The sequence below is a fragment of the Mycobacterium simiae genome, from assembly GCF_010727605.1.
Lineage (GTDB): Bacteria > Actinomycetota > Actinomycetes > Mycobacteriales > Mycobacteriaceae > Mycobacterium > Mycobacterium simiae.
Window position 1 is genome coordinate 2,301,644 of sequence record NZ_AP022568.1, and the last position, 22,173, is coordinate 2,323,816.

Annotated in this window: 25 protein-coding genes; 9 read left to right on the forward strand and 16 right to left on the reverse strand. The window is 67.3% G+C overall.

Annotated elements, in window-relative coordinates; translation table 11 throughout:
• Nucleotides 1-6: 6 nt before the first annotated feature.
• On the forward strand, nucleotides 7-660 hold the full coding sequence (locus tag G6N33_RS10680) for a nitroreductase (protein ID WP_044509354.1): 654 nt from the start codon (nucleotides 7-9) through the stop codon (nucleotides 658-660).
• Between the two features lie 10 nt (nucleotides 661-670).
• On the opposite strand, the gene G6N33_RS10685 is transcribed toward G6N33_RS10680, so the two are convergent.
• The gene (locus G6N33_RS10685; RefSeq protein WP_044509353.1) at nucleotides 671-1,414 is read right to left on the reverse strand and encodes a glucose 1-dehydrogenase; all 744 of its coding nucleotides are present in this window, start codon (nucleotides 1,412-1,414) and stop codon (nucleotides 671-673) included.
• Nucleotides 1,415-1,431: 17 nt separating this feature from the next.
• Complete coding sequence (locus G6N33_RS10690; RefSeq protein WP_044509352.1) at nucleotides 1,432-2,532, reverse strand: NAD(P)H-dependent amine dehydrogenase family protein; 1,101 nt, start codon at nucleotides 2,530-2,532, stop codon at nucleotides 1,432-1,434.
• Nucleotides 2,533-2,638: 106 nt separating this feature from the next.
• On the opposite strand from G6N33_RS10690, the gene G6N33_RS10695 reads away from it, so the two are divergent.
• Genes G6N33_RS10695 through G6N33_RS10705 form a run of 3 tightly spaced genes read left to right on the forward strand, consistent with a single transcriptional unit; the run spans nucleotide 2,639 to nucleotide 5,369 of the window.
• The gene (locus G6N33_RS10695; RefSeq protein WP_044509351.1) at nucleotides 2,639-3,532 is read left to right on the forward strand and encodes an alpha/beta hydrolase; all 894 of its coding nucleotides are present in this window, start codon (nucleotides 2,639-2,641) and stop codon (nucleotides 3,530-3,532) included.
• A 39-nt stretch (nucleotides 3,533-3,571) separates the two neighbouring features.
• Nucleotides 3,572-4,714, forward strand: coding sequence for a MacS family sensor histidine kinase (macS, locus tag G6N33_RS10700; RefSeq protein ID WP_231382534.1), 1,143 nt, complete (start codon nucleotides 3,572-3,574; stop codon nucleotides 4,712-4,714).
• Nucleotides 4,707-5,369 carry a response regulator gene (locus tag G6N33_RS10705; RefSeq protein ID WP_101528392.1) on the forward strand — a complete coding sequence of 221 codons (663 nt, stop codon included), beginning with the start codon at nucleotides 4,707-4,709 and terminating at the stop codon, nucleotides 5,367-5,369. The genes macS and G6N33_RS10705 overlap by 8 nt, the downstream gene beginning before the upstream one ends.
• On the opposite strand, the gene G6N33_RS10710 is transcribed toward G6N33_RS10705, so the two are convergent.
• The 3 genes from G6N33_RS10710 to G6N33_RS10720 form a co-directional block, all read right to left on the reverse strand.
• Entirely contained in the window at nucleotides 5,366-5,830 is a 465-nt protein-coding gene (locus tag G6N33_RS10710; RefSeq protein WP_044509349.1) for a hypothetical protein, read from the reverse strand. The two genes, G6N33_RS10705 and G6N33_RS10710, sit on opposite strands and share 4 nt — an antisense overlap.
• A complete protein-coding gene (locus tag G6N33_RS10715) occupies nucleotides 5,827-7,128 on the reverse strand; it encodes an acyltransferase family protein (RefSeq protein WP_044512696.1) in 1,302 nt (433 codons plus the stop codon). Before G6N33_RS10715 ends, G6N33_RS10710 begins: the two co-directional genes overlap by 4 nt.
• Nucleotides 7,129-7,214: 86 nt before the next feature.
• Entirely contained in the window at nucleotides 7,215-7,850 is a 636-nt protein-coding gene (locus tag G6N33_RS10720) for a TetR/AcrR family transcriptional regulator (RefSeq protein ID WP_044509348.1), read from the reverse strand.
• A gap of 206 nt (nucleotides 7,851-8,056) precedes the next feature.
• On the opposite strand from G6N33_RS10720, the gene G6N33_RS10725 reads away from it, so the two are divergent.
• Together G6N33_RS10725 and G6N33_RS10730 are read left to right on the forward strand one after the other, a co-directional pair.
• Nucleotides 8,057-8,182 (forward strand): hypothetical protein, encoded by a 126-nt coding sequence (locus G6N33_RS10725; RefSeq protein WP_101528391.1) that lies wholly within the window; start codon nucleotides 8,057-8,059, stop codon nucleotides 8,180-8,182.
• Nucleotides 8,183-8,402: 220 nt separating this feature from the next.
• The gene (locus G6N33_RS10730) at nucleotides 8,403-8,528 is read left to right on the forward strand and encodes a hypothetical protein (protein WP_101528390.1); all 126 of its coding nucleotides are present in this window, start codon (nucleotides 8,403-8,405) and stop codon (nucleotides 8,526-8,528) included.
• On the opposite strand, the gene G6N33_RS10735 is transcribed toward G6N33_RS10730, so the two are convergent.
• Entirely contained in the window at nucleotides 8,525-9,754 is a 1,230-nt protein-coding gene (locus G6N33_RS10735; protein WP_044512695.1) for a cytochrome P450, read from the reverse strand. The two genes, G6N33_RS10730 and G6N33_RS10735, sit on opposite strands and share 4 nt — an antisense overlap.
• Nucleotides 9,755-9,824: 70 nt before the next feature.
• On the opposite strand from G6N33_RS10735, the gene G6N33_RS10740 reads away from it, so the two are divergent.
• On the forward strand, nucleotides 9,825-10,427 hold the full coding sequence (locus tag G6N33_RS10740; protein WP_044512693.1) for a TetR/AcrR family transcriptional regulator: 603 nt from the start codon (nucleotides 9,825-9,827) through the stop codon (nucleotides 10,425-10,427).
• Here G6N33_RS10740 and G6N33_RS10745 read toward each other — a convergent pair.
• The 4 genes from G6N33_RS10745 to G6N33_RS10760 all read right to left on the reverse strand — a co-directional run bounded on the left by G6N33_RS10745 (nucleotide 10,424) and on the right by G6N33_RS10760 (nucleotide 13,879).
• A complete protein-coding gene (locus tag G6N33_RS10745; RefSeq protein ID WP_044509347.1) occupies nucleotides 10,424-11,848 on the reverse strand; it encodes an NAD(P)(+) transhydrogenase (Re/Si-specific) subunit beta in 1,425 nt (474 codons plus the stop codon). The two genes, G6N33_RS10740 and G6N33_RS10745, sit on opposite strands and share 4 nt — an antisense overlap.
• Entirely contained in the window at nucleotides 11,845-12,183 is a 339-nt protein-coding gene (locus tag G6N33_RS10750) for an NAD(P) transhydrogenase subunit alpha (protein ID WP_044509346.1), read from the reverse strand. The genes G6N33_RS10745 and G6N33_RS10750 overlap by 4 nt, the downstream gene beginning before the upstream one ends.
• Nucleotides 12,184-12,203: 20 nt before the next feature.
• On the reverse strand, nucleotides 12,204-13,337 hold the full coding sequence (locus G6N33_RS10755; RefSeq protein ID WP_044509345.1) for a Re/Si-specific NAD(P)(+) transhydrogenase subunit alpha: 1,134 nt from the start codon (nucleotides 13,335-13,337) through the stop codon (nucleotides 12,204-12,206).
• A 71-nt stretch (nucleotides 13,338-13,408) separates the two neighbouring features.
• Complete coding sequence (locus G6N33_RS10760; RefSeq protein WP_101528408.1) at nucleotides 13,409-13,879, reverse strand: nuclear transport factor 2 family protein; 471 nt, start codon at nucleotides 13,877-13,879, stop codon at nucleotides 13,409-13,411.
• A gap of 136 nt (nucleotides 13,880-14,015) precedes the next feature.
• Between G6N33_RS10760 and G6N33_RS10765 the strand changes: the two genes are divergently transcribed.
• Both G6N33_RS10765 and G6N33_RS10770 read left to right on the forward strand, forming a co-directional pair.
• A complete protein-coding gene (locus G6N33_RS10765) occupies nucleotides 14,016-15,233 on the forward strand; it encodes an acyl-CoA dehydrogenase family protein (protein ID WP_044512690.1) in 1,218 nt (405 codons plus the stop codon).
• Nucleotides 15,230-16,063 (forward strand): tyrosine-protein phosphatase, encoded by an 834-nt coding sequence (locus G6N33_RS10770; RefSeq protein ID WP_101528389.1) that lies wholly within the window; start codon nucleotides 15,230-15,232, stop codon nucleotides 16,061-16,063. The genes G6N33_RS10765 and G6N33_RS10770 overlap by 4 nt, the downstream gene beginning before the upstream one ends.
• A gap of 12 nt (nucleotides 16,064-16,075) precedes the next feature.
• On the opposite strand, the gene G6N33_RS10775 is transcribed toward G6N33_RS10770, so the two are convergent.
• From G6N33_RS10775 to G6N33_RS10800, 6 genes are all read right to left on the reverse strand, one after another.
• Entirely contained in the window at nucleotides 16,076-16,939 is an 864-nt protein-coding gene (locus G6N33_RS10775) for an SDR family oxidoreductase (RefSeq protein ID WP_044509344.1), read from the reverse strand.
• A gap of 48 nt (nucleotides 16,940-16,987) precedes the next feature.
• Nucleotides 16,988-18,427, reverse strand: coding sequence for an aldehyde dehydrogenase family protein (locus G6N33_RS10780; RefSeq protein WP_044509343.1), 1,440 nt, complete (start codon nucleotides 18,425-18,427; stop codon nucleotides 16,988-16,990).
• A 178-nt stretch (nucleotides 18,428-18,605) separates the two neighbouring features.
• Nucleotides 18,606-19,532 carry an SAM-dependent methyltransferase gene (locus G6N33_RS10785; RefSeq protein WP_044509342.1) on the reverse strand — a complete coding sequence of 309 codons (927 nt, stop codon included), beginning with the start codon at nucleotides 19,530-19,532 and terminating at the stop codon, nucleotides 18,606-18,608.
• Nucleotides 19,533-20,474, reverse strand: coding sequence for a class I SAM-dependent methyltransferase (locus G6N33_RS10790; RefSeq protein WP_044509341.1), 942 nt, complete (start codon nucleotides 20,472-20,474; stop codon nucleotides 19,533-19,535).
• 30 nt (nucleotides 20,475-20,504) lie between these two features.
• Entirely contained in the window at nucleotides 20,505-21,452 is a 948-nt protein-coding gene (locus tag G6N33_RS10795; protein ID WP_044509340.1) for a class I SAM-dependent methyltransferase, read from the reverse strand.
• Between the two features lie 74 nt (nucleotides 21,453-21,526).
• Nucleotides 21,527-22,171: a TetR/AcrR family transcriptional regulator gene (locus tag G6N33_RS10800; RefSeq protein ID WP_081662144.1), complete on the reverse strand. Its 645-nt coding sequence runs from the start codon at nucleotides 22,169-22,171 to the stop codon at nucleotides 21,527-21,529.
• Between the last annotated feature and the right edge of the window lie 2 nt (nucleotides 22,172-22,173).

Below are 22,173 nucleotides of genomic sequence, written 5' to 3' on the forward strand. Positions count from 1 at the left end.
GCAGCAATGTACGACCTCGAGGACGCGATCCGGCAACGCCGTTCCATCCGGATGTTCCTGCCCGACCGACCGGTGCCCCGCGAGCTGGTCCACGAGGCGCTCGACCTCGCGATTCATGCGCCGTCGAATTCCAACATTCAGCCCTGGCAGCTGTTCTTCGCCTCGGGCGCGGCACGGCAGCGCCTGGTGGCGGCGCTGCTCGACGCCGCCCAAGCCGGCCCGCCGAAGGTCCCGCCGCTCCCGGAGGCGTTCAGCCACTACCGCAGCGACACCGGCAAGGTCGTCTACGGCTCGATGGGTATCGCCCGCGACGATCGGGAAGCTCGGCGGGCCGCGGTGCTACGGAACTGGGAATTCTTCCGCGCGCCGCTGGCCGGGGTGGTGTGCATGCACCATGAGCTCGGCCTGGTCGACAGCATGGGTGTCGGCATGTTCCTGCAGACGCTGGTGCTGGCGCTAACCGCGCGCGGGTTGGGCAGCTGCGTGCAGGTGGCCATCGCCGGCTATCCCGAGGTCCTCCGTGAAATGCTGGACATCCCCGACGAATTCACGATCCTGTGCGGGTTGTCGGTGGGCTACCCCGATCCGGAGTTCGCGGCCAACCACATTCGGCTTGGCCGCGACCCGGTCGAGCAAAAGGTCGTCTTCGTCGAGGACTAGAACAGGTCGCCTAAAACAAGTCCTTATGCGGTACGTCGGTGACCAGGCCGCCGTCCATTACGAACTCGGTGCCGGTGGCGTAGGACGACTCGTCACTGGCCAGAAACAAGATGAACGTCGACACCTCCCGCGACTCGGCTGGCCGGCCCAGCGGGATGGTCACCATGTCGTCGGGCAGGTGCTTGGTCATCGGGGTGCGAATGAAGCCGGGGTGCACCGAGTTGACCCGGATGTTGTGCCGGGCCAGCTCCAGGGCGGCGGATTTCGCCAGGCCGCGCACCCCCCACTTGGAGGCGACGTACGGGTGCACCATGGGCGCACCGCGCAGGCCCTCGATCGAGGACACATTGATGATCGAGCCGCCACCGGCCGCGATCATCGGGTCGACGGCCACCCGCATGCCCAGGAATGTCCCGGTCAGGTTGACGTCAATCACCTTCTGCCACTTAGCGAGATCGAAGCTCTTGAGCGGTCCGAGCGCGACGGTACCGGCGTTGTTGACCAGAACGTTGAGCTTGCCGAACTCGCCGACTGCGGTCGCCACGGCGGCATCCCACTGGTCGGGCTGGGTGACGTCGAGATGCACGTAGCGAACCGAGTCGCCGATCTCGTCGGCCACCGCCTTGCCCTCGTCGTCGAGGATGTCGCCGATCACCACCTTGGCGCCCTCGGCCACCAGCAGCCGTGCGTGCTCGGCGCCCATGCCGCGGGCGCCGCCACTGATCAGTGCAACTTTGCCGTCTACCCGTCCCACGCAGGGTCTCCTTTCGATTAAGTGGACACCAAAGTGCTTGGTGCGTAAAGGCCTTTGCCGGTGACCAGCGGCAGGTCGAGCGTGGTCCGGACGCCCGGCGGCGCCGCGATCACCGCGGGGATCGCGTTGACGATGCGCCCCGCCGCCCCGGCAATCGCGGCATGGTTGTGGTCGCCCTTGCGGCTGCTGGGAATGATGTCGACGGCATAGGAGGGTTCGCCGGTGATCTCGACGCGGTAGGAGCCGTCGCCGGACGCGGGCTGGGGCAGGTCGGGCCGCAAGTCGGGGCGCAGCCGGGTGACGTGCTCGATGACGATGGCGGGGTGGCCCTTGACCATGCCGCGGATCTCGAACTGCAGCACGGCCACGGTGCCCTTGGCCACGTGACCGACGGCGATGTCGAAGTCCTCCGGCGCTGGTTCGCGCTGATAAGACTCGGTGATCTCGTCGACCTCGATGCCCAGGCCGGCCGCCAGCTGACGAATCGCGGTGCCCCAGGCGATACTCAGGACGCCCGGTTGTAGCAGCATCGGGATCTCATCCATCGGCCGGGCGAAACCCATGTAGTGCATCACCTCTGCGCCGTCGTAACTGGCGTAGTCGTGAATTTCCATGCAGCGCACCTGCTCAATGCGCTGACAGGTTCCGGCGAGCGTGAACGGAATCAGGTCGTTGGCGAACCCCGGGTCTACCCCGCTGATGAAAATGCTTGAATTTCCTTGCTTGGCAGCATCTTCCACCCGGTGGATGTACTTGTCGGGCATCACACCCCACGGATACTGCAACAGCCCGGGCGAGGATCCGACCACGTTGATGCCGGCCGCCAGGATGCGCATCACATCGGCCATCGCGTCCGGCAGCCGGGTGTCACCCATCGCGCAGTACACCACGCACTCGGGCTGGGCGGCGATAATCGCGTCCAGGTCGTTGACGGCCGCCACACCCGTGGTGGTGCCCTCGTCCAGGCCGACGCCGCATAGTTGCCCGGCGTCCTTGCCCACCTTCTCCGGGGTAGACACGCACACGCCGGTCAGGTCGAACTGCGGATTGGCGATCAACTCGGCCAGCGCCAGGCCGCCGACGTTCCCGGTACCGACGTGCGCGACGCGAATCGCCATGACCGCCTCCGTCCCTCGAAGCCCGCGAAAACTTTTCTAGACAGTAGTCCATAACTTCCGCGTGGCCTACCCGGCTGCACCGAGTTCAGGGCACAATCGACGATCGATGACACAGCGCGAAGATGTTCAGTTCATGTCGGGCAACGACCGAGTCAGCGCCTGGTTGTACCGCCCGCCCGGCAGCGCCGCGCCGGTCCTGGTGATGGCGCACGGACTGGGCGCGGTGCGCACCATGCGGCTCGACGCCTATGCCGAGCGGTTCAGCGCGGCCGGCTACGCTTGCCTGGTTTTCGATTACCGCAACTTCGGCGACAGCGAAGGTCAACCGCGTCAGGTTCTCGACATCGAGATGCAGCTCGCCGACTGGGCCGCCGCGGTGGCTTACGCCCGCACCCTCGATGGTGTCGACACGGATCGAATTGCGTTGTGGGGTACGTCTTTTGCCGGCGGCCACGTGATCACCACGGCGGCCCGGCTGCCGGGCATCGCCGCCGTCATCGCACAGTGCCCGTTCACCGACGGCATCGCTTCGGGGCGCGCGACCATCAACCCGTTGACCACCGCCCGAATCGCCGCACGCGCCATCCGCGACGAGCTCGGCGCCCGCCTGGGACGTGCCCCGGTGATGGTGGCCGCCGCGGGCAGGCCCGGCGAGGTGGCGCTGATGGCCACGCCCGACGCCTACCCGGGTTATCTGCGCCTGGTGCCCGACGGGGTCGAACTCCGCAATGAGGTCGCCGCGCGCATCGCCTTGCACGTGTTCACCTACCGGCCCGGCCTGCTTACCCCGAAAATCGACTGCCCCATCTTGTTCTGCGTGTGCGAGCACGACTCGGTGGCCCCCGCGGACGCCACCCTGCGCCACGCCGCCAACGCTCCGCGCGCCGAGGTGCGGACCTATCCCGAAGGGCATTTCGCGATTTATGTCGACGACGCGTTCGAACAAGTGGTCGCCGACCAGCTCGCGTTCCTGGACAAGCACGTGAAATCGCCGATCTAGTCGTCGAAGAACCCCACCGGCCCACCTATGCTGGGCGCGATGACCCGCGCCGATCCCGATGCGACTGCGCCGCTGTGGCGCGCGGCGCAGGTGTTCCGGCTGCTGAGTTGCCTTTACGCGCTGGGCTTCCAGATCGCGATCAACCCGGATCTGCGCCGGCCAGCGTTGGGCTGGGCACTGTTCGCCGTGCTGCTGGGGTGGAGCGGGGTGTGCGCGTGCGCCTACCTGCGCGGGTTCGGCCGCAAATCGGGATGGGTGATCGCCGAGATCGTGATCGTCCTGCTGCTCATGTGGTCCAACCGGTTGATCACCTTTGGGCAGTGGGCGGCGGAAAACCAGACTTGGCCGACGACCCTGTGGGCCAGCAACCCCACCATCTCGGCGGCCATTCAATTCGGTCCGGTCCGCGGCATGCTGACCGGGTTGGCGGTGATGGCGACGAATTTCGCCGTCAAAAACTACTTCGATCTGAACCTGGGGCACAACGCCACGATCATCGTCGAGTTGGCGATCGGCATGGCGATCGGAATGGCCGCGCAGACCGCGCGACGGGCCCACGAGGAGCTGCAGCGGGCCGCTCAGCTGTCTGCCGCGGTGCAAGAGCGCGAGCGGCTGTCCCGACAGGTGCATGACGGCGCGATTCAGGTGCTGGCACTGGTGGCCAAGCGTGGTCATGAAATCGGCGGCGCCACAGCAGAATTAGCCGATCTGGCCAGCGAGCAGGAACGCGTGCTGCGGCGCTGGGTCAGCGCCGCGGGCGTCGACGAGCAGGGCGACCGGACGACGATCGACCTGCGCACGCTGCTGCGCCGGCGGGAGTCCGATCGCGTCTCGTTGAGCCTGCCACCGACCGCCGTGCTCTTGCCGCGCTGGGTGGCCGCCGAGCTCGACGCCGCGGTGGGCAACGCCTTGGACAACGTGCAGGCGCACGCGGGCGCGGGCGCGCAGGCTTTCGTGCTGCTAGAGGATCTAGGCGATTCGGTGGTGGTCAGTGTGCGCGACGACGGACTCGGCATCCCCGCCGGCCGGCTCGAGGAGGCCACCCGGGAGGGCCGGCTGGGCATCTCGAAATCGATTGTGGGCCGCCTTGATTCGTTGGGTGGCCGCGCGACCTTGCACAGCGCGCCGGGCGAGGGTGTGGAATGGGAGTTGTGCGTGCCGCGCGAGGGGCGCGATGGCTGAGGACACCGCCACCACGGTGATGGTCGTCGACGATCACCCGATCTGGCGCGACGCCGTCGCCCGCGACCTCGCCGCGGACGGCTTCGATGTGGTCGCCACGGCCGACGGGGTGGCGACCGCGCGGCGTCGGGCCGCCGCGGTCCAACCGGACGTGGTGGTGATGGACATGCGGCTGGCCGACGGCAACGGCGCACAGGCGACGTCGGAGGTGCTGGAGGTGTCACCGGCCTCACGGATCCTGGTGCTGTCGGCCTCCGACGAGCGCGACGACGTGCTGGACGCGGTCAAGGCCGGGGCGACGGGATACCTGGTGAAAAGCGCCTCACGAGCCGAACTCGCCGAGGCGGTGGCGGCCACCGCCGCCGGGCGCGCCGTGTTCACCCCGAGTCTGGCCGGGCTGGTGCTTGGCGAATATCGCCGCATCGCGCAGAACCAGGATTCCGAACCGGCCGGCCCCAGCCTGACCGAACGGGAGACCGAGGTACTGCGCCATGTGGCAAAAGGGTTGTCCGCCAAGCAGATCGCCGAACGGCTCTCGTTGAGCCATCGCACTGTCGAAAATCACATCCAGGCGACCTTTCGTAAGTTGCAGGTCGCCAATCGCGTGGAGTTGACCCGCTACGCCATCGAGCACGGCCTGGACGGCGAGCCCTAGCGCACCCGGGCTGGACGTGAAACCGCCAGCGCCACAGTGCCTGTCGCGGTGATGAGGGCGGACGCGAAGATGGTCCACGCGAACGCCACGGTGGGCAGCCCGGCCATCGTTTTGCCGAATACCAGCGGGGCGGGAACGATCCCGCTCACCAGCAGCAGGCCGGCCAATAGCGCCGGCGCGCACGCGACCATCGTCACCCAGATGCCGGTGCGGCGGCGCGCTAGCAGCATGATCGCGCCAGCGAACATTCCCGCCGCCGCGGCGGCCTCGAGCAAACCCACCGCGAGCAGGCCGAGACCCAACGGTCCCACCATCAGCAGCGGCGTGAGAAATCCCAGGCCGTTCGCCAGTCGCGCGAACTGGAGGTCAGTGGCCAAAAAGCCCCAGCCGTGCACCGCGGAACCCAGGACGCTCAGTAGCCCGGCCCCCGCGGCGGGCAGGGGTCGCAGTCGGGCTTTCACGCCGCCTCCCGCTTGGACGCGGCGAGCACCCGCGCGGTCACCAGCCCGACCAGCATCGTCGCGACGCAGACCAGCCCGTCACCCTTGAGGCCCCACTTGATCGCGGCCAGCGTCGCCACCCCGGCCCCACACAGTGACAGTCCGACCGCCACCCCCCGTCCGACCGAGGTGATGTTCGGTGCGCCGTCCCAACCGGGTAGCGGGTTGTTCTCCAGCGGTCGCAACAGCAGGAACAGCACCGCCACCGCGGCAACCATCAGGAGCACCTGCATGACGCTGACGACGAGGAAATCCGGCTGGCCCGGGTAGCGCGGATGGCCGACGTAGTCGAAGAGCAGGTGCATGCCAAGCAGTGCCGGCATGTGCCACAGGTACAGGGTCATCGCCCCGGAGTTTCCGAGCGCGGTCCACCACCACACGCGCGGCCGCTGCGCCCAGCGGGCGATCGCCGGTGCCGCCACGATCGCCAGCGCGCTCAAGACGATGGCGTGACCGGCGAGCAGCAGCGAGGGCGGGCTGGTGTTGGACAATTGGTGGTCCCCGGTGCCGACCATGCTGATCTGATACGGGCCCCACCACACCAGGGCCAAGTCGACGGCCATCGCGGTGGCGGCCGTGGCCAGCGCGACGGGACGGGTGAGCAGTCCGCGCCGGTAAGCGACGCCGAACATCGCGGGGATGAGCCAGACCGCCAGGTTCAGGTAGCCCAGGGCCGACGCGGCCGGCCAGTGCAGCCGGATCACGTCGACGCCGGCGATGCCCGCGTACACCAATGTCACACCAGCGGCCAGGCGCCCCCGCGTGGTGATCTGGTTGAACGCCGGCATCGCGGCCAGCACCAGCACATAGGCGCCCAAAAACCACAGCAGTTGAATACTCACGCCGGCTACCGGCTGGTAAACGTGTTGGGGCAGAACGGGATACAGCACGGTCAGCGCGACTGCCCAGAACCCGAGGTAGTAGAACACCGGCCGGAACAGCCGGGTGCAGCGCGTCATCAGCCAGCCGCCCCAGTTGGTGCCTGGACGCCACGAGGACAGGCACGCCGCGGCACCCGCGAAGAAGAACAGCGGCATGATCTGGAAGATCCACGTCAGGGCTTGAAACACAGGCGAGGTGGTGAGCAGGTTGTCCCAGATGAGGACATGGTTGGCGATGATGCTGATCGCCATCATCGTGTGGCCGGCCACCACGCCGACCAGCGAGACGATGCGGATGACGTCCAGGGCGCGGTCGCGGTCGGCCGGCGTGCGTGCCGCCAGCTCGGCGGGGCTCGGAATTCCCAGTGCAGTGGTCATGGCGAAAGCCTCGCTGACCAGCGGCGGGAGCACCCGCGCAGAACTACGCGTCAGGAGTGAGTAGTACTACTCAAATCGCGGGCGGGCTAGGGCCCCAGCGGTGATTCGGTGCGCACCTTTTCGTCCCGGATCAGCCCGCGCAGCAGCGCGGTGCTGAACTCGGCGGCGATTTCCTTGGCCGTGCGACGGCCGCTCGGTCGCAGCCAGCGGTAGCTGCCCAGCGTCATTCCGATGTAGCCCAGCGCCACCACGTGTGAGTCGCACTCGTAGAACTCGCCGCTGGCGATGCCACGGTCGATCAGCCCGTGCACGTGCTGGTAGACCTGGGCTTCCTTCTCACGGACCTCGGCGACCTGCTCGCTGGTGAACCATTCGGTGATGTAGGGCTGCTCCTGGAAATAGACGGCGGCCCGCTCGGGGTCGCTGGCGATGCCGGTTAGCAGCCGGATGGTGTACTGGTAGAGCGCCTCGCGGGCCGTCCAGGACGGGTCGTCGTGGACAGCGGCCAGCGTGCCCTCGGCGGCCTGACGGTAGATGTCGAAGAGGATGAGCGACTTGCTGGCGTAGTAGTGGTAGACCGTTGCCTTGTTCAGGCCGATGACGTCGGCGACGTCGTCCATCCGGGTGCCGTGGTAGCCACGGGCGGCGAACAGCTTGGTGGCCACGGCTAGCAGCTCCTCGCGGCGCGTTAACCCGTTGCGGGTGATGCTGTCGGATGACATCGTGTACTCACTATCGTCGCTGCCAGCGGGCCCGGTGGGCTGACAACCGTCCCCGGTGTAGGCAAAATACCAATCAACTGGTTGGACAGTGTAAGGGCTCGGCCGGTTTCGGGTGTCTGTCGCGCCGGCACGGATGGGACTAGACTTCGATAATTGACCCTGATGACTGACCGGTCGCAAGTACACGCAAGTGCAGAGGTGGGGCGATGGATCCGAGTCCGGATTACGACGGCAGCGACGAGATCGAATTTTTCATGCGCTACCTCACCTGGGGTCTGCGCGGCGTCCAGGACGGCAACGGCTACCCGCCGCCCGCCTACCCGCCGGTCTAAACGCTGCCCGGGCCGACTTTTTCGCGTCCCGCGCAAATTACGCCGGCGCCGATCGCCCGGCGATTCGGCGCCCGCCTACATTTCACGTATCTCTTTGCGCCGCAGAAATATTCGCCCCGAGCCGGGCGCGCGGCCAAAGCGCCTTCTTGGCCCTACCTGCCGGTTGAGCCACGCCCCGTTCGTAGTGCGCAGTCGCGTCGCCGACCCTAGCGTCGACGGCATGGACCCCAGTCCGGACTACGACGCCAGCGACGAGATCGAGTTTTTCATGCGGTACCTGAGCTGGGGCCTGCGCGGGGTGGAGAACGGCCAGGGGTATCCCCCGCCGGCCTATCCGCCCACCTAGCCGCGGTATGCCACGTCGAGGCGTTTGACGCCGTTAATCCAGCCGGAGCGCAACCGCTGCGGCTCGGCGAGCTTGGCGATGTCGGGTAGTTGTGCGGCGAGCTCATCGAAGATCAACTTGACCTCCAGGCGGGCCAAATTGGCGCCGATGCAGTAGTGCGCCCCATTGCCGCCGAAGCTCAGGTGCGGGTTGGGATTGCGGGAGATGTCGAACCGAAAAGGATCGTCGAAGACTTCCTCGTCGAAGTTTGCCGAGCTGTAGAACAGGCCGACGCGCTGGCCTTCCCGGACGGTGACGCCACCCACTTCGACATCGGCCAGCGCGGTGCGCTGAAAACAATGCACCGGACTGGCCCACCGGATGATCTCGTCGACCGCGGTGTCGGGTCGGTCCCGTTTGTACAGTTCCCACTGATCCGGGTTGTCCAAGAACGCGTTCATGCCGTGCGACATCGCGTTGCGGGTGGTTTCGTTTCCGGCCACGGCCAGCAGGATGACGAAGAACGCGAATTCCACGTCACCCAGCGCGTCGCCGTCGATATCGGCCTCGATCAGTCGGGTGACGATGTCGTCGGCCGGGCATCGGCGTCGCTGGTCGGCCATGTTGTACGCGTAGGCCATCAGCTCGGCGTTGGCCACGGTCGGGTCGCTGGAGAAGTCCGGATCGTCGGTGTTCATGATGGCGTTGGTCCAGTCGAACAACTTCGCGCGGTCGGCTTCCGGGACACCGATCAGGTCGGCGATCGCCAGCAGCGGCAGTTTCATCGCGATGTCGTCGACGAAGTTGCCGTCCTCGTTGCGCGCGGCGTCGCGCACGATGTCGCGCGCCGCCCCGGCGAGCTTGTCTTCGAGCTGGCCAATCGCGCGCGGGGTGAACAGCCGCGACACCAGCTTGCGCAGCCGGGTGTGCTCGGGCGCGTCGTGGTTGATCAGCAGCGCCTTGGTCAGCTCGAGCTGCTCGGCGGTGACCCCTTCGGGCAGGCGCATGACCGCGCCCTTACGGTTCGTCGACCACAGATGGCTGTCTCGTGAGACGGCCTTGACGTCCTCGTGGCGGCTGATCACCCAGTAGCCGCCGTCGTCGAAGATGGAGTCGGGCTGCGCGTTCCACCAGACCGGCGCGGTGCGGCGCAGCTCGGCGAATTGGGTCACCGGGAGCCCGGCCAGCAGTACGTCAGGGTCGGTGAAATCGAAGTTCTCGCCGAACGGACACGTCGTTGTGCTCATCACAAAGATCATACAGATGATCGCAAGACGTATGACCTGTGTCGCGGGACGCGTCGACTATCGTCGCGGTGTGCGGACCCGTGGATGGGGCGGCAGTGTTCCCGCCAGCGACGAGGACGCGGTAGCCCGCATCCTGGCGGCCACCCGCCAGGCCATCGACGAGCGTGGCGACCAAATCACGCTGGCCGATGTCGCGCGCACGCTGAACGTGACGCGGCAGACCATCTACCACTACTTCGCCTCGACTGACGAGCTGCTGCAGGCAACCGCACTGGAGGCGACCGCCGGTTTCATGGATCAGCTGGCGACGTCGCTGCACGGCATGACCGACCCGGCGGCAGCCCTCATCGAGGGCATCGGCCTGACCTTGGAACGCTTGCCCAAGGACCCCTACATCGGCTTGCTGCTCCGGGTGTCGCGCACCGGCGCGTTCGCCGAACAGGTCACCGTCACCAACGAGACCGCGCGCGTGCTGGGACGGTGGATCTTGGATCGCCTCGACGTCGACTGGTCGGCCTACACTCCCGCCGCGGTCGACGACATCCTGCAGATCGTCCTGCGCACCCTGCAGTCGTTCATTCTGTCCCCGCCGACGGGCGATGGGACGGAGTTGCGCCGGCTGCTCGCCGTCTGGATCGGCCCGGTCGTCGCGGCGCTACCCCGCCGCAGCTAGAGCGCCTTGAGCTCCTCGGCGACCTCGGTCACCGACTTCTTCGCGTCGCCGAACAGCATGCTGGTGCCCTCGCCGTAGAACAACGGGTTGTCGATGCCGGCGAACCCGGAATTCATCGATCGCTTGAGCACGATCACCGACTTGGCCTTGTCCACGTTGAGGATCGGCATGCCGTAGATCGGACTGGACGCGTCGTTGCGGGCGGCCGGGTTGGTGACGTCGTTAGCCCCGATGACGATGGCGACGTCGGTGCGGGCGAACTCGTCGTTGATGTCGTCCATGTCCTTCATCGCGTCGTAGTCCACCTCGGCCTCGGCCAGCAGCACGTTCATGTGCCCGGGCATCCGGCCCGCCACCGGGTGAATCGCGTACTTCACCGTCACGCCCTTGTCCTCCAGCAGCGACGCCATGTCCTTGACCGCATGCTGCGCCTGCGCGACGGCCAGCCCGTAGCCGGGCACCACGATCACCTGGTTGGCGTAGGCCATCTGGATCGCCGCGTCGGCGGCTGAGGTGGCCTTGACGGTCTTGTCGCCGGTGTCACCGCCGCTGGGCGCTACGCCGCCGCCGCCGAACCCGCCCGCGACGATCGCCGGGATGGACCGGTTCATCGCCTTGGCCATCAGGTTGGTCAGGATCGACCCGGACGCGCCGACGATCATGCCGGCCACGATCATCGCGGTGTTGTTCAGCGCCAGCCCCGCCGCGGCCGCTGACAACCCGGTCATCGCGTTGAGCAGCGAGATGACCACCGGCATGTCGGCCCCGCCGATGGGCAGCACGACCATCAGGCCCAGCACGCCGGCCGCGGCGAGCAGACCGATCATCCACCACAGCGAGGCCCCGCCGGTACCGGGATGGGCGTGCACCCCCACCACGACCGCGGACCCGACCGCCCCGGCCAGCAGGAGCAGGTTGATCGGTTGTTGGGCCCTGCCGAAACCGATTGGCCGCCCGGAGATGATCTCCTGCAGCTTGCCGAACGCGATGATCGATCCCCAGAACGAGATCGAACCGATGATCGCGGCGAACAACGACGCCACCACGATGTGCACGGTTGGGGATTCGCCGTGCTGGAAGGCCGAAAAGCCTTTGGTCTCAAGGAATTCCGCCAGGGCGATCAGCGCGACCGTGCCACCGCCCACACCGTTGAAGAACGCCACCAGCTGCGGCATGGCGGTCATCTTGGTCAGCCGGGCGGGCGGAACACCCAGAACGACGCCGACCACCAGGCCGGCGACGATCAACACCCAGGACTCGTTATGCCGGATCTTGATCAGCGTCGCCGTCACCGCCAGGGCCATACCCACCGCGGCGATCAGGTTTCCGCGCACCGCGGTCTTCGGGCCGGTCAGCCCCATCAGTCCGTAGATGAAGAGCGCGAAAGAGATGATGTAGAGGCCGATAACCAGATAGTTCATTTGGCGACCGGCGCTTCTTCTTTTTCGGCCTTCGCCTGCGGGGCGGCCTTCTTGCCCTTGAACATGCCCAGCATCCGGTCGGTGACGATGAATCCGCCGATGACGTTCAGGGTGCCGAACACCACCGCGACGAACAGAATGATCTGCACCGCCAGCGATGGGTGCTCGACCTCACCGAACACCACCAGGGCACCCAGCACCACGATGCCGTGAATCGCGTTGGTGCCCGACATCAGCGGCGTGTGCAGCGTGTTGGGCACCTTCGAGATCACCGCGAAGCCCACGAATCCGGACAGCACCAGAATCGCGAGGTTCGCAAAAAGTTCGTCGTACACCTAAGAGTCCTTCCGAGGGATCATTTGCGACGCTCCTCCGCATCGCCGCGCTCTGCATCGTCGCCGCCGCGGGTCACGCATGACTCCGCGATGACTTCGTCGTCGAAGTCCGGGGCCAGCTTTCCGTCGGTGATCAACAGGTCCAACAGTGCGGTGATGTTCTTGCTGTAGAGCTCGCTGGCGTGCTCGGGCATCGTCGCCGGCAGGTTCAGCGGCGAGGCGATCGTGACGTCGTGTTTGACGACCGTGCGCCCGGGCTCGGTGAGCTCGCAGTTGCCGCCGGTCTCGCCGGCCAGATCGACCACCACGCTGCCCGGCTTCATCGCCTCCACCGCCGCGGCGGTCACCAGGCGCGGCGCCGGCCGGCCGGGGACGAGGGCGGTGGTGATCACCACATCGAAACCACCGATGGCCTTTTCCAGCGCCTCCTGCTGCTGCGCGCGTTCGGCGTCGGTGAGCTCGCGGGCGTAGCCGCCCTCACCCGACGCCGTGATGCCCAGATCAAGCCATTGCGCACCGACCGAGCGCACCTGGTCGGCCACCTCGGGCCGGACGTCATACCCGGTGGTGCGCGCACCCAAGCGTTTCGCCGTCGCCAGCGCCTGCAGCCCGGCCACACCCACGCCGAGAACCAGCACCGTGGCCGGCTTCACCGTCCCGGCCGCCGTCGTCAGCATCGGAAAGAACCGGGTCGCCTCCGAGGCCGCCACCAGCACGGCTTTGTAGCCGGCCACGTTGCCCTGCGAGGACAATGCGTCCATCGCCTGGGCGCGCGAGATGCGCGGAATGGCCTCCAGCGCGAACGCCTGCACACCAGCCGCCCGCAGCGCGCCGATCACGTTGTCGGCATTGCGGGGGGCCAGGAAACCGATCAGCGTCTGGCCGCTGCGCAGCTTGCCGACCTCGTCGGCGGTGGGCGGCGCAACCTTGACGACGACGTCGGCGGACCAGGCGTCCCCGATGGTGGCGCCGGCTTCGGTGTAGAGGTGGTCGGGCAGCAGCGCCCGCTCGCCGGCCCCGGACTCGACTACCACGGCCAGCCCACTGTTGACCAGCGACGCAACCGCCTTCGGTACCAGCGCGACACGCCGCTCATCGGTGCCGGACTCGGCGACCACGCCGATCTTGACGAGCTCTGTCTGCGCATCTGTCATGGCGCGTACATCCACTTTCCTTGCTCAGCTGCCGTGGCGGAACCACATTGAGTTGAACACCATAGCGGCCGTCACCAAAGCGGGATCTCCTGCCCGTGTTCGGCGGCCGGGCGGGGGCCGAAGTAGCGCCGTTCGGATTCGTCGATCGGCACGTCGTTGATGCTGGCCTCGCGGCGAGCCATCAACCCGTTGGGCGCGAACTCCCACAGTTCGTTTCCGTAGCTGCGATACCACTGCCCGGCCGCGTCGTGGCATTCGTACTGGAACCGCACGGCGATCCGGTTGTCGTGGAAATCCCACAGCGACTTGCGCAGCGAGTAATCGAGCTCGCGCTGCCACTTGCGGGTCAAAAATGCGACGATCTCGGCCCGACCGACCACGTGTTCGTGGCGATTACGCCACTGCGAGTCCGGCGTATACGCCAGGCTGACCTTCTCCGGATCGCAAGTGTTCCACGCATCTTCGGCGGCTTGGACCTTCTGCAGCGCCGTTTCGTAGGTGAACGGCGGGAAGGGGGGACGGGCTTCGACATCGTCGGTCATGCGTTCATCCTGCTCGATCACTGCTGCCGCGCACACGTCGGGCGGGCGGGTGTTCACCCATGGTTCAGCAGCCGCAGCGACGGCCTGAAACCGGGCACCGCGGCGGGTGTCCTATCGTGACGGGATGGACTTCGCGATGTCGGCCAAGGCCACCGACTACCACAAGCGGTTGTCCGACTTCATGACCGAGTTTGTCTTTCCGGCTGAGGCCGCCTACGACAACTATCGCGACGAGGCCGGCCCCAACGACCACACCGTTCCTCCCGTCATCGAGGAGCTCAAGACCAAGGCCAAAGAACGCGGCCTGTGGAACCTATTCCTGCCGTCCGAGTCGGGGCTGACCAACCTGGACTACGCGCCGCTTGCGGAGCTGACCGGCTGGAGCCTGGAGCTCGCGCCGGAAGCGGTCAACTGTGCGGCACCCGACACCGGCAACATGGAGACTCTGCACCTATTCGCCACGGAGGAGCAGCGCAAGCAGTGGCTGGAGCCGTTGCTGGCCGGCGAGATTCGTAGCGCGTTCTCGATGACCGAGCCGGCGGTGGCCAGTAGCGATGCCCGCAACATCCAAACGTCCATCGTGCGCGACGGCTCCGACTACGTGATCAACGGCCGTAAGTGGTGGACATCCGGTGCGTCGGACCCGCGCTGCAAGATCCTGATCGTGATGGGCCGCACCAACCCGGAAGCGGCCAGCCACCAACAGCAGTCGATGGTGCTGGTGCCGATCGACACCCCGGGCGTGACGGTGCTGCGCTCCACCACGGTGTTCGGCTACCAGGACCAGCCCGGGCATTGCGAGATCAACTACGACAACGTCCGGGTACCGGTCACCAACCTGCTCGGCGAAGAGGGCGGCGGCTTCGCCATCGCCCAGGCCCGGCTTGGTCCCGGCCGCATCCACCATTGCATGCGCGCGCTCGGCGCGGCCGAACGCGCCCTGGCGCTGATGGTGCACCGGGCGAACAACCGGATCGCCTTCGGCCGCCCGCTGGCCGACCAGGGTCTGGTCCAGCAGTCGATTGCGAAGTCCCGCAATGAAATCGATCAGGCCAGACTGCTTTGTGAAAAGGCGGCGTGGACCATCGACCAGCACGGCAACAAGGCCGCGCACCTGTTGGTCTCGCAGATCAAGGCGGTGGCGCCGCAGGTCGCCTGCGACGTCATCGACCGCGCTATCCAGGTGCACGGCGCCGCCGGCGTCAGCGACGACACGGTGCTGGCCCGCATGTACAGCTGGCACCGCGCCATGCGGATCTTCGACGGCCCGGACGAGGTGCACATGCGCACCATCGCGCGCACCGAGATCGGTCGCGAGCCCTCAGCCCTCGCCGCGGCGGTCACCGGAAGATGACCGAGGCGGTGCGGGAACTGTCCGGCGCGTGGAACTTTCGCGACGTCGCCGACGGCACGCCCGCGATTCGGCCCGGCCGGCTGTTCCGGTCCGGTGAGCTGAGCCGGCTCGACGACCATGGGCGCGCGACGCTGCGCGAGTTGGGCATCACCGACATCGCCGACCTGCGGGCCAGCCGCGAGGTTGCCCGCCGCGGGCCGGGACTGGTTCCCGAGGGTGTCGAGATCCACTTGCTGCCCTTCCCCGACCTGGGCGATGACGTGCCGAGCGATGACCCCAACGAATCGGCGCCACACGAAACCGCGTTCCGACGGTTGTTCGAGGGCGAGCCCGGCGAATCCGACGACGCCATCAACGCGACGGCTGTTCGCTACATGATCGACGAGTACGCGGAATTCCCCATCCGCAACGGAGCCCGGCAAGCGGTGCACCGGGTCATCACCCTGCTGGCGGCCGGACGCCCGGTGCTCACGCACTGCTTTGCGGGCAAGGATCGCACCGGCTTCGTCATCGCCACCGTGCTGGAGACCATCGGCATCGACCGTGACACCATCATCGCCGACTATCTGCGCAGCAATGCCGCCGTACCGCAGCTGCGCGAGCACATCTACGACATGATCCAGCACCGGCCCGACGTCGAGCTCACCCCCGAGGTGGAGACGTTCACCGCGGCGCGGTTGTCCGACGGTGTTCTCGGCGTGCGCCCCGAGTACCTGGACGCCGCGCGTCGCACCATCGACGAAGAGTTCGGCTCACTGCAGGCCTACCTGCGCAGCGCAGGTATCGCGCAGGCGGATGTGGACCGCCTGCGCGACGAGCTGCTCGGCTGACGCGCTGAGGTATCACCCCAGCTTGAAATCGGCTTTCTTCGCCGCGGATAGATCCGTGATCTCGTCCCAGTGCGCGGCCACGTCGTCCACGGTTGGTGGCGTGTCGAAGGTGACGCCGTCGGTCTGGAACAGTGCCACGCGCTGCACCTTGCCGCCGCCGACCACGAAAACGGAAGCGCTGTTGGGATTTTCCTCGGTGCACAGGTAGGTGACCACCGGCGCGACGTACTCGGGGGTGAGCTTGTCCAGCACTTCCTTGGGCAGGATGTCCTCGGTCATTCGGGTGGCCGCGATTGGGGCCACCGCGTTGGCGTGGATGTTGTACTTGGCGCCCTCGAGGGCGAGGCTGTTGATCAGGCCGACCAGGCCGAGCTTGGCAGCGCCGTAATTGGTCTGGCCGAAGTTGCCGAACAGCCCGCTCGTCGAGGTGGCAACCACCACCCGGCCGTAGGTCTGCTCCCGGAAGTGCGGCCATGCCGCGCGGATTACGTTGTAGCCGCCGTAAAGGTGCACCTTGAGGACGGCGTCCCAGTTCTCGTACGACATCTTGTGAAAGGTGCCGTCACGCAGGATCCCGGCGTTGCTCACCACGCCGTGGATCGCACCGAACTCGTCGAGCGCGGTCTTGATGATGTTCTCGGCGCCCTCGGGCTCGGCGACGCTGTCATAGTTGGCGGCCGCCCGGCCGCCGCCGTCCTTGATCTCCTGGACCACCTGGTCGGCCATGTTGTGGCCGGCACCGGTGCCGTCGCGGGCTCCACCGAGGTCGTTGACGACGACGCTGGCGCCTTCCCTGGCGAGGCTCAGCGCGTATTCGCGCCCCAGTCCCCCACCGGCTCCTGTGACAACGATGACGCGATCCTGCACTCCGGGCATCGGGTTCCTCTCTGCGTTGAGAATCGAAAAGTTCGCCGCGTCAGTGTGTCAGAACATCCGGCGGGCCATCTTGAAGGCCCGAGCCGTGTACGGCGGGTAGATGAAGCTGGACAGGTCGGGCCGGGTGGGCTTGGTCAGCACCGACTTGCGGTGGCTGAACTCCTCGAACCCGAATTTGCCGTGATAGGCACCCATACCCGATGCGCCCACACCGCCGAACGGCAGCTTGGCGGTGGACACCTGGAAGGCGAGGTGGTTGACCAGCATGCCGCCGGCGGGCACCTCCTTGATCACCCGTTCGCGGGTTTCGCGCGTCTTGGTGAACAGGTACGCCGACAGCGGCTTGGGCCGCGAGTTGACGAATCGTATTGCCTCATCGAGGTTTTGGACGGTGATGATGGGCAGCACGGGGCCAAAGATTTCGTTCTGCATCAGCGGCCCGTTCGGATCGGGGTCGAGCACGACGGCGGGTTGGATGCGCAGGCTGGACGGATCGCATTTACCGCCGACGACAACCTTGCCGTCGGTGTCGGCGAGGTAGCCGCTGATCCGGTCGAACTGACGCTGGTTGACAATCCGCAATCCCTCCGGCCGGTCGGAGGTGAACTTCGTGACGGCGGCGCCGATCTTGCTCACCAGCTCGTCGCGAATGCTGGCATCGGCGAGAACGTAATCGGGGGCAACGCAGGTCTGCCCGGCGTTCAGCAGTTTCATCCAGGCGATCCGCTTGGCCGCCACGTCCACGTCGGCGTCGGCCGCGACGATCACCGGGCTCTTACCGCCGAGCTCCAGCGTGCACGGGGTCAGGTATGGCGCCGCGCCTTCATACACCTTGCGGCCGATCTCGGTGCCGCCGGTGAACAGCAGCCGGTCGAAGCCCTGCGCGATCAGCTCCTGGCTCACCGCACCGTCGCCCTCGACCACGGCGATCGCGTCGCTGTCGAGGTAACGCGGCACCAGGTCGGCCATCACGTGCGCGGACGCCTCGGCGATCTCGGAGGGCTTGAGCACCACGGTATTGCCGGCCGCGATCGCCCCGACCGCAGGACCCAGCGTCAGGTAGAAGGGGTAGTTCCAGGCGCCGATGATCAGCACGGTGCCGTAGGGCTCGTACTCGATCCAGCCGCGGCCGGGCAGCTGCGGCACCTCGAGGAGCTGATACCTGCGTTTGGTCCATTTGCGGATCTTCTTGGCCGCGTACTTCGCTTCGCCGGCGGTGGTGGCGATGTCGGCAATGAAGGCCTCGAACGGGCCGCGGTCGAGATCCTTGGCCAGGGCCGCAACGATTGCGTCCTCGTTTTCCTCCATCAGCTTGACCAGCTGCAGCAGCTGCCGTCGGCGCCATTCGATGTCGCGGGTGCGCCCGGTGGCGAAGGTCTGGCGAAGCCGGGCCACCGTCGCGGGGATGTCCGCGGATCGTTCGGCGGCCGCCGCCGCGGCCCCGTTAGTGGACTCGGACGTCTTTGGTGCAACCGATTCGGTAGTCATCGTTGTCTTCCCCTCTCGCACCTTCTGGAGTGCCCACGACTCTGTGTGGACAGTCACAGGCGATAACCGCGATCCTAACCATCCAGTCGGTTGGGCAGCCAAGCAAGATCCGGCAGGCGAGGCCAATCGCGGCAAGGACGCGGCTTCAGGCGGTCGCCGAGGTCGGCAGGCGACCTGGTCAGCCCTTGATTGCCGTCACGAAGCTGTTGGCGAACGGCCGATCCTCGGCGTGCGCCTCGCGACCCAGCCGGGCCGCCTCGTCGCGGGCGTTCACCGTGCGGACGGTCCAGCCGTGCGCGGCGAACCAGTCCGCGCAGTCGGGCCGGCCGTCGTCGTCGAACCAGAGGTCGAACGGGCTGAACGAGGTGTCCAGGCCGCGCGCCGCGCGCTTGGCCCGCAGCTCCTGCCATCGCTGCTCGGCTTCGCGCCGCTTGTCCCCGTCGACGCCGAAATTCTCGACGGCCACCCGGCTGCCCGGCCCGCTCAACGCGTCGATCGAGGCGAACATGGCCTCCTGGGCCGCCGCCGGCAGAAACGGCAACAGGCCCTCGGCCAGCCACGCGGTCGGCTCACCTGCGTCAAAACCATTGTCGCGCAACGCTTGTGGCCAGTCATCGCGCAGATCGACGGGCACCGGACGCCGGTCGGCGGTCGGCGTTGCCCCGTGACTGGCCAGGGTCTCGGTCTTGTATTCGAGCACCTTGGGCAGATCGATCTCGTAGACGGTCACGCCGGCCGGCCAGTCCAGCCGGTAGGCGCGCGAATCCAGCCCCGCCGCCAGCAGGACGACCTGCCGGATCCCGGAGGCGGCGGCCTCGGTGAAGTACGCGTCGAAGAAGTGGGTGCGTACCGCCTGGTAGTCGACCATGTGGTTGGCGTCCGGCGACCCGTCGGCGGGGTCGTCGTCCGGGTCGCCCGCCCACCACGCCGACACTTGCTCGCGCACGCCCGCGAGCTCGGGCGTGGACACCAGCAGCTCGGCGAACTCGTCACGGATCAGCGGGGTGTCACTGGCGGTTTCGACCGCGCGGGCCAGCGCGACCATCACCGCGGTCGCCCCGACGCTGGTGGCGATGTCCCAGGAGTCGTTCGCGGTGCGGGCCATTTATAGCCGCTCGCCGATGACGAAGTCGGAGAAGGCATCCTTGTCGTCGTCCAGTTCGACGCTGCCCACCCGGCGGCCCATGCGTTCCATTTCGTCGATCGAGTTCTGCGACGTGGCACGCCAACCGTGGTCGTTGAGCCAGTCGACGAGTTCCGCCCGGTGCTCGTCGCGGTACATCAGCTCGCCGACGTCGACATGCTGTTCGAAGCCGATCTCCTCGGCTACCTTCTTGAATCGTTCCCGCATCTGCTCGCGACGCTCGTCGGAGTGCGTGGGTGCGGTCTCCGCTGAAACGCGGCTGCCGACCGGGCTCAGCTCGCCGATCAGGGTGAACAACTTGTCCTGCGCCTCGGCGGGCAGGTACATCAGGAGGCCCTCGGCCAGCCAGGCGGTGCGCTGCGTGGCGTCGAAGCCGGCGGCGCGCAGGGCGGTCGGCCAGTCGTCCCGCAGGTCGATCGCCACCTCACGCCGATCGGCGGACGGCGTCGCACCGCTGGCAGCCAGGGTCGAGGATTTGTACTCCAGCACCTGCGGCTGGTCGATTTCGTAGACCACGGTGCCGGCCGGCCAGTCCAGCCGGTAGGCCCGCGAGTCCAGGCCCGAGGCGAGGATCACCACCTGCCGGATACCGGCGGCGACGGCGTCCGCGAAGTAGGCGTCGAAGAAGTGGGTGCGCACCGCCTGGTAGCCGCGGATGTGCTGGATGCGAGCGGCGGACTCCTTGTCGATGGCCTCGATCTTGGCCACCATCTCGGGTTCGAGCATGGCCTCCCACAACACCTCGGCGCCGGCGTTGTGGACCAGCAGCCGGGCGTAGGGGTCGCGGATCAGCGGGTCGGGCTGCTCGGTTTCGACGGCGCGGGCGGCGGCGACCATGACCGCGGTGCTGCCGACGCTCGTCTTGATGTCCCAGGTGTCGTCATGGGTGCGCAGTGAACTCATCGGGTCTCCGGTGTTGGGGGGTGTGTTCGGTCAATCGCCGAGGCGGGCGCGCAGCAGGATGGTGCGCACCGCGTCGTCGGTCAGGTCGTCGGGAACGGGGCGGCCGAGCCGGGCCATCTCCTCGCGGTTGTCGACCAGCGTCACCTGCCAGCCGTGGTCGGCCAGCCACTCGGCGGCATCCGATCGGTCGGGCTCGTGGAAAGTCAGCGCCTGCACGTTGACGTCGAGGCCGAGCCGGTCCCGCATCCGTTGCCAGCGGTTGGTGTTGCTGCTGGAGTTCGCCCCGAACACCTCGATGGCGACCCGGCTGCCCGGCGCGCTGAGCGCGGTGAACTTCTCGAAGAGCCGGTCCTGGGCGTCGCTGGGCAGATACGGCAGCAGGCCCTCAGCCAGCCATGCCGTCGGTTGGCTGCGGTCGAAGCCGGCCGCGGTGAGCGCCGCCGGCCAGTCGTCGCGTAGGTCCACCGCGACCGTGCGGCGGGTGGCGGACGGTACGGCGCCGTGCGACTCGAGAATGCCGGTCTTGTATTCCAGCACCTTGGGCTGGTCGACCTCATAGACCGTGGTCCCGGCCGGCCAGTTCAGCCGGTAAGCGCGGGAGTCCAGGCCGGCGGCCAGGATCACCACCTGCCGCAGGCCGGCCCCGACGGCCTCGCCGAAGTACCTGTCGAAGAAGTGGGTCCGGACGGCCTGGTAGTCGATGCCGAGACGATGCGCTCGCTGTCCCTGCTCATCGCCGTCCAGCCAGTTCAGGTCGGGGTCGGCCAGTCGCGCCCAGGCCGCGCCGGCCGCTGACACCAACTTGACGGCGAAGTCGTCGCGGATCAGCGGGTCCGGTCCGCCGGTCTCCGCGGCACGGGCGGCCGCCACGCCGAGCGCGGTGGCGCCGACGAGTTCGGTGATGGCCCACGAGTCACCCGCTGTGCGTCGCGAGGCTGGAGGCGGTGGCTGCAACGAGGAATCGTCGAGATCGGTCATTTCGGGCCATGCTACCCGGATAAGTTAGTTAGCCTATACGCTTTGTGGGCGATCTCACTGCGCCTCGCGACGGATCAGCCGCCCGCGCCGCCACCCTTGAACAGCGCACCTTCCAGCAGCTGGCCCAGCATGCCCGTAACGGCTTGCATCTCCTGATAGCTCTGGACGTAGCCGGCGTAGAAGCCGGCGCCGCAGAGCACCACCAACAGCGTCTCGATCAGTGCGTGCGCATCGACGGCGGTGGCGAACTCGCCCTGCTCGATGGCGTCGTTGACCACCCGGGTCAGGAACTCACGGCAGATCCGGATCGCGTCGTTCTCGGCTTGGCTCAATTCCGGATGGCGCTGTGACTCCAGAACTGAACTGATCAGAAACGCCGACGCCGCGGGTTGTTCGGAGTTCACCGCCACGGCCCCCGAGATAAACCCGGTGAGCCGCGCCAGCAACGTCGTCTCCCGGTCGGCCTGGGCGATGCCGGCGGCAAACAACTGGTCGGCGGTCTGACTCAACACTTCCCGATACAGCACCCGTTTGCTGGAGAAGTAGTGGTTGATGGCCGGGCGGGTGAGATCGGCGCGCACCGCGATGGCTTGGAAGGTTGCTCCCTCGTAACCGCGTTCGCTGAACACCAACCGACTAGCACGCAAGATCCTCTTGCGCGTCTCGTCGGCCTTCGCGGCGGGCGGACGGCCCGGCCGGCGCCTCGCCGTTGCTGGCACCG

Excerpts from the sequence above, each read along its gene's own strand:
- G6N33_RS10715 (WP_044512696.1), bottom strand. The coding sequence starts at position 7,128 with ATGACCACTGCACTGGGAATTCCGAGCCCCGCCGAGCTGGCGGCACGC.
- G6N33_RS10680 (WP_044509354.1), top strand. The coding sequence starts at position 7 with ATGTACGACCTCGAGGACGCGATCCGGCAACGCCGTTCCATCCGGATG.
- G6N33_RS10785 (WP_044509342.1), bottom strand. The coding sequence starts at position 19,532 with ATGGCCCGCACCGCGAACGACTCCTGGGACATCGCCACCAGCGTCGGG.
- G6N33_RS10795 (WP_044509340.1), bottom strand. The coding sequence starts at position 21,452 with ATGACCGATCTCGACGATTCCTCGTTGCAGCCACCGCCTCCAGCCTCG.
- G6N33_RS10765 (WP_044512690.1), top strand. The coding sequence starts at position 14,016 with ATGTCGGCCAAGGCCACCGACTACCACAAGCGGTTGTCCGACTTCATG.
- G6N33_RS10770 (WP_101528389.1), top strand. The coding sequence starts at position 15,230 with ATGACCGAGGCGGTGCGGGAACTGTCCGGCGCGTGGAACTTTCGCGAC.
- G6N33_RS10690 (WP_044509352.1), bottom strand. The coding sequence starts at position 2,532 with ATGGCGATTCGCGTCGCGCACGTCGGTACCGGGAACGTCGGCGGCCTG.
- G6N33_RS10755 (WP_044509345.1), bottom strand. The coding sequence starts at position 13,337 with ATGACAGATGCGCAGACAGAGCTCGTCAAGATCGGCGTGGTCGCCGAG.
- G6N33_RS10790 (WP_044509341.1), bottom strand. The coding sequence starts at position 20,474 with ATGAGTTCACTGCGCACCCATGACGACACCTGGGACATCAAGACGAGC.
- G6N33_RS10730 (WP_101528390.1), top strand. The coding sequence starts at position 8,403 with ATGGACCCCAGTCCGGACTACGACGCCAGCGACGAGATCGAGTTTTTC.
- G6N33_RS10775 (WP_044509344.1), bottom strand. The coding sequence starts at position 16,939 with ATGCCCGGAGTGCAGGATCGCGTCATCGTTGTCACAGGAGCCGGTGGG.
- G6N33_RS10780 (WP_044509343.1), bottom strand. The coding sequence starts at position 18,427 with ATGACTACCGAATCGGTTGCACCAAAGACGTCCGAGTCCACTAACGGG.
- G6N33_RS10760 (WP_101528408.1), bottom strand. The coding sequence starts at position 13,879 with ATGACCGACGATGTCGAAGCCCGTCCCCCCTTCCCGCCGTTCACCTAC.
- G6N33_RS10720 (WP_044509348.1), bottom strand. The coding sequence starts at position 7,850 with ATGTCATCCGACAGCATCACCCGCAACGGGTTAACGCGCCGCGAGGAG.
- G6N33_RS10705 (WP_101528392.1), top strand. The coding sequence starts at position 4,707 with ATGGCTGAGGACACCGCCACCACGGTGATGGTCGTCGACGATCACCCG.
- G6N33_RS10745 (WP_044509347.1), bottom strand. The coding sequence starts at position 11,848 with ATGAACTATCTGGTTATCGGCCTCTACATCATCTCTTTCGCGCTCTTC.
- G6N33_RS10725 (WP_101528391.1), top strand. The coding sequence starts at position 8,057 with ATGGATCCGAGTCCGGATTACGACGGCAGCGACGAGATCGAATTTTTC.
- macS (WP_231382534.1), top strand. The coding sequence starts at position 3,572 with ATGACCCGCGCCGATCCCGATGCGACTGCGCCGCTGTGGCGCGCGGCG.
- G6N33_RS10695 (WP_044509351.1), top strand. The coding sequence starts at position 2,639 with ATGACACAGCGCGAAGATGTTCAGTTCATGTCGGGCAACGACCGAGTC.
- G6N33_RS10735 (WP_044512695.1), bottom strand. The coding sequence starts at position 9,754 with ATGAGCACAACGACGTGTCCGTTCGGCGAGAACTTCGATTTCACCGAC.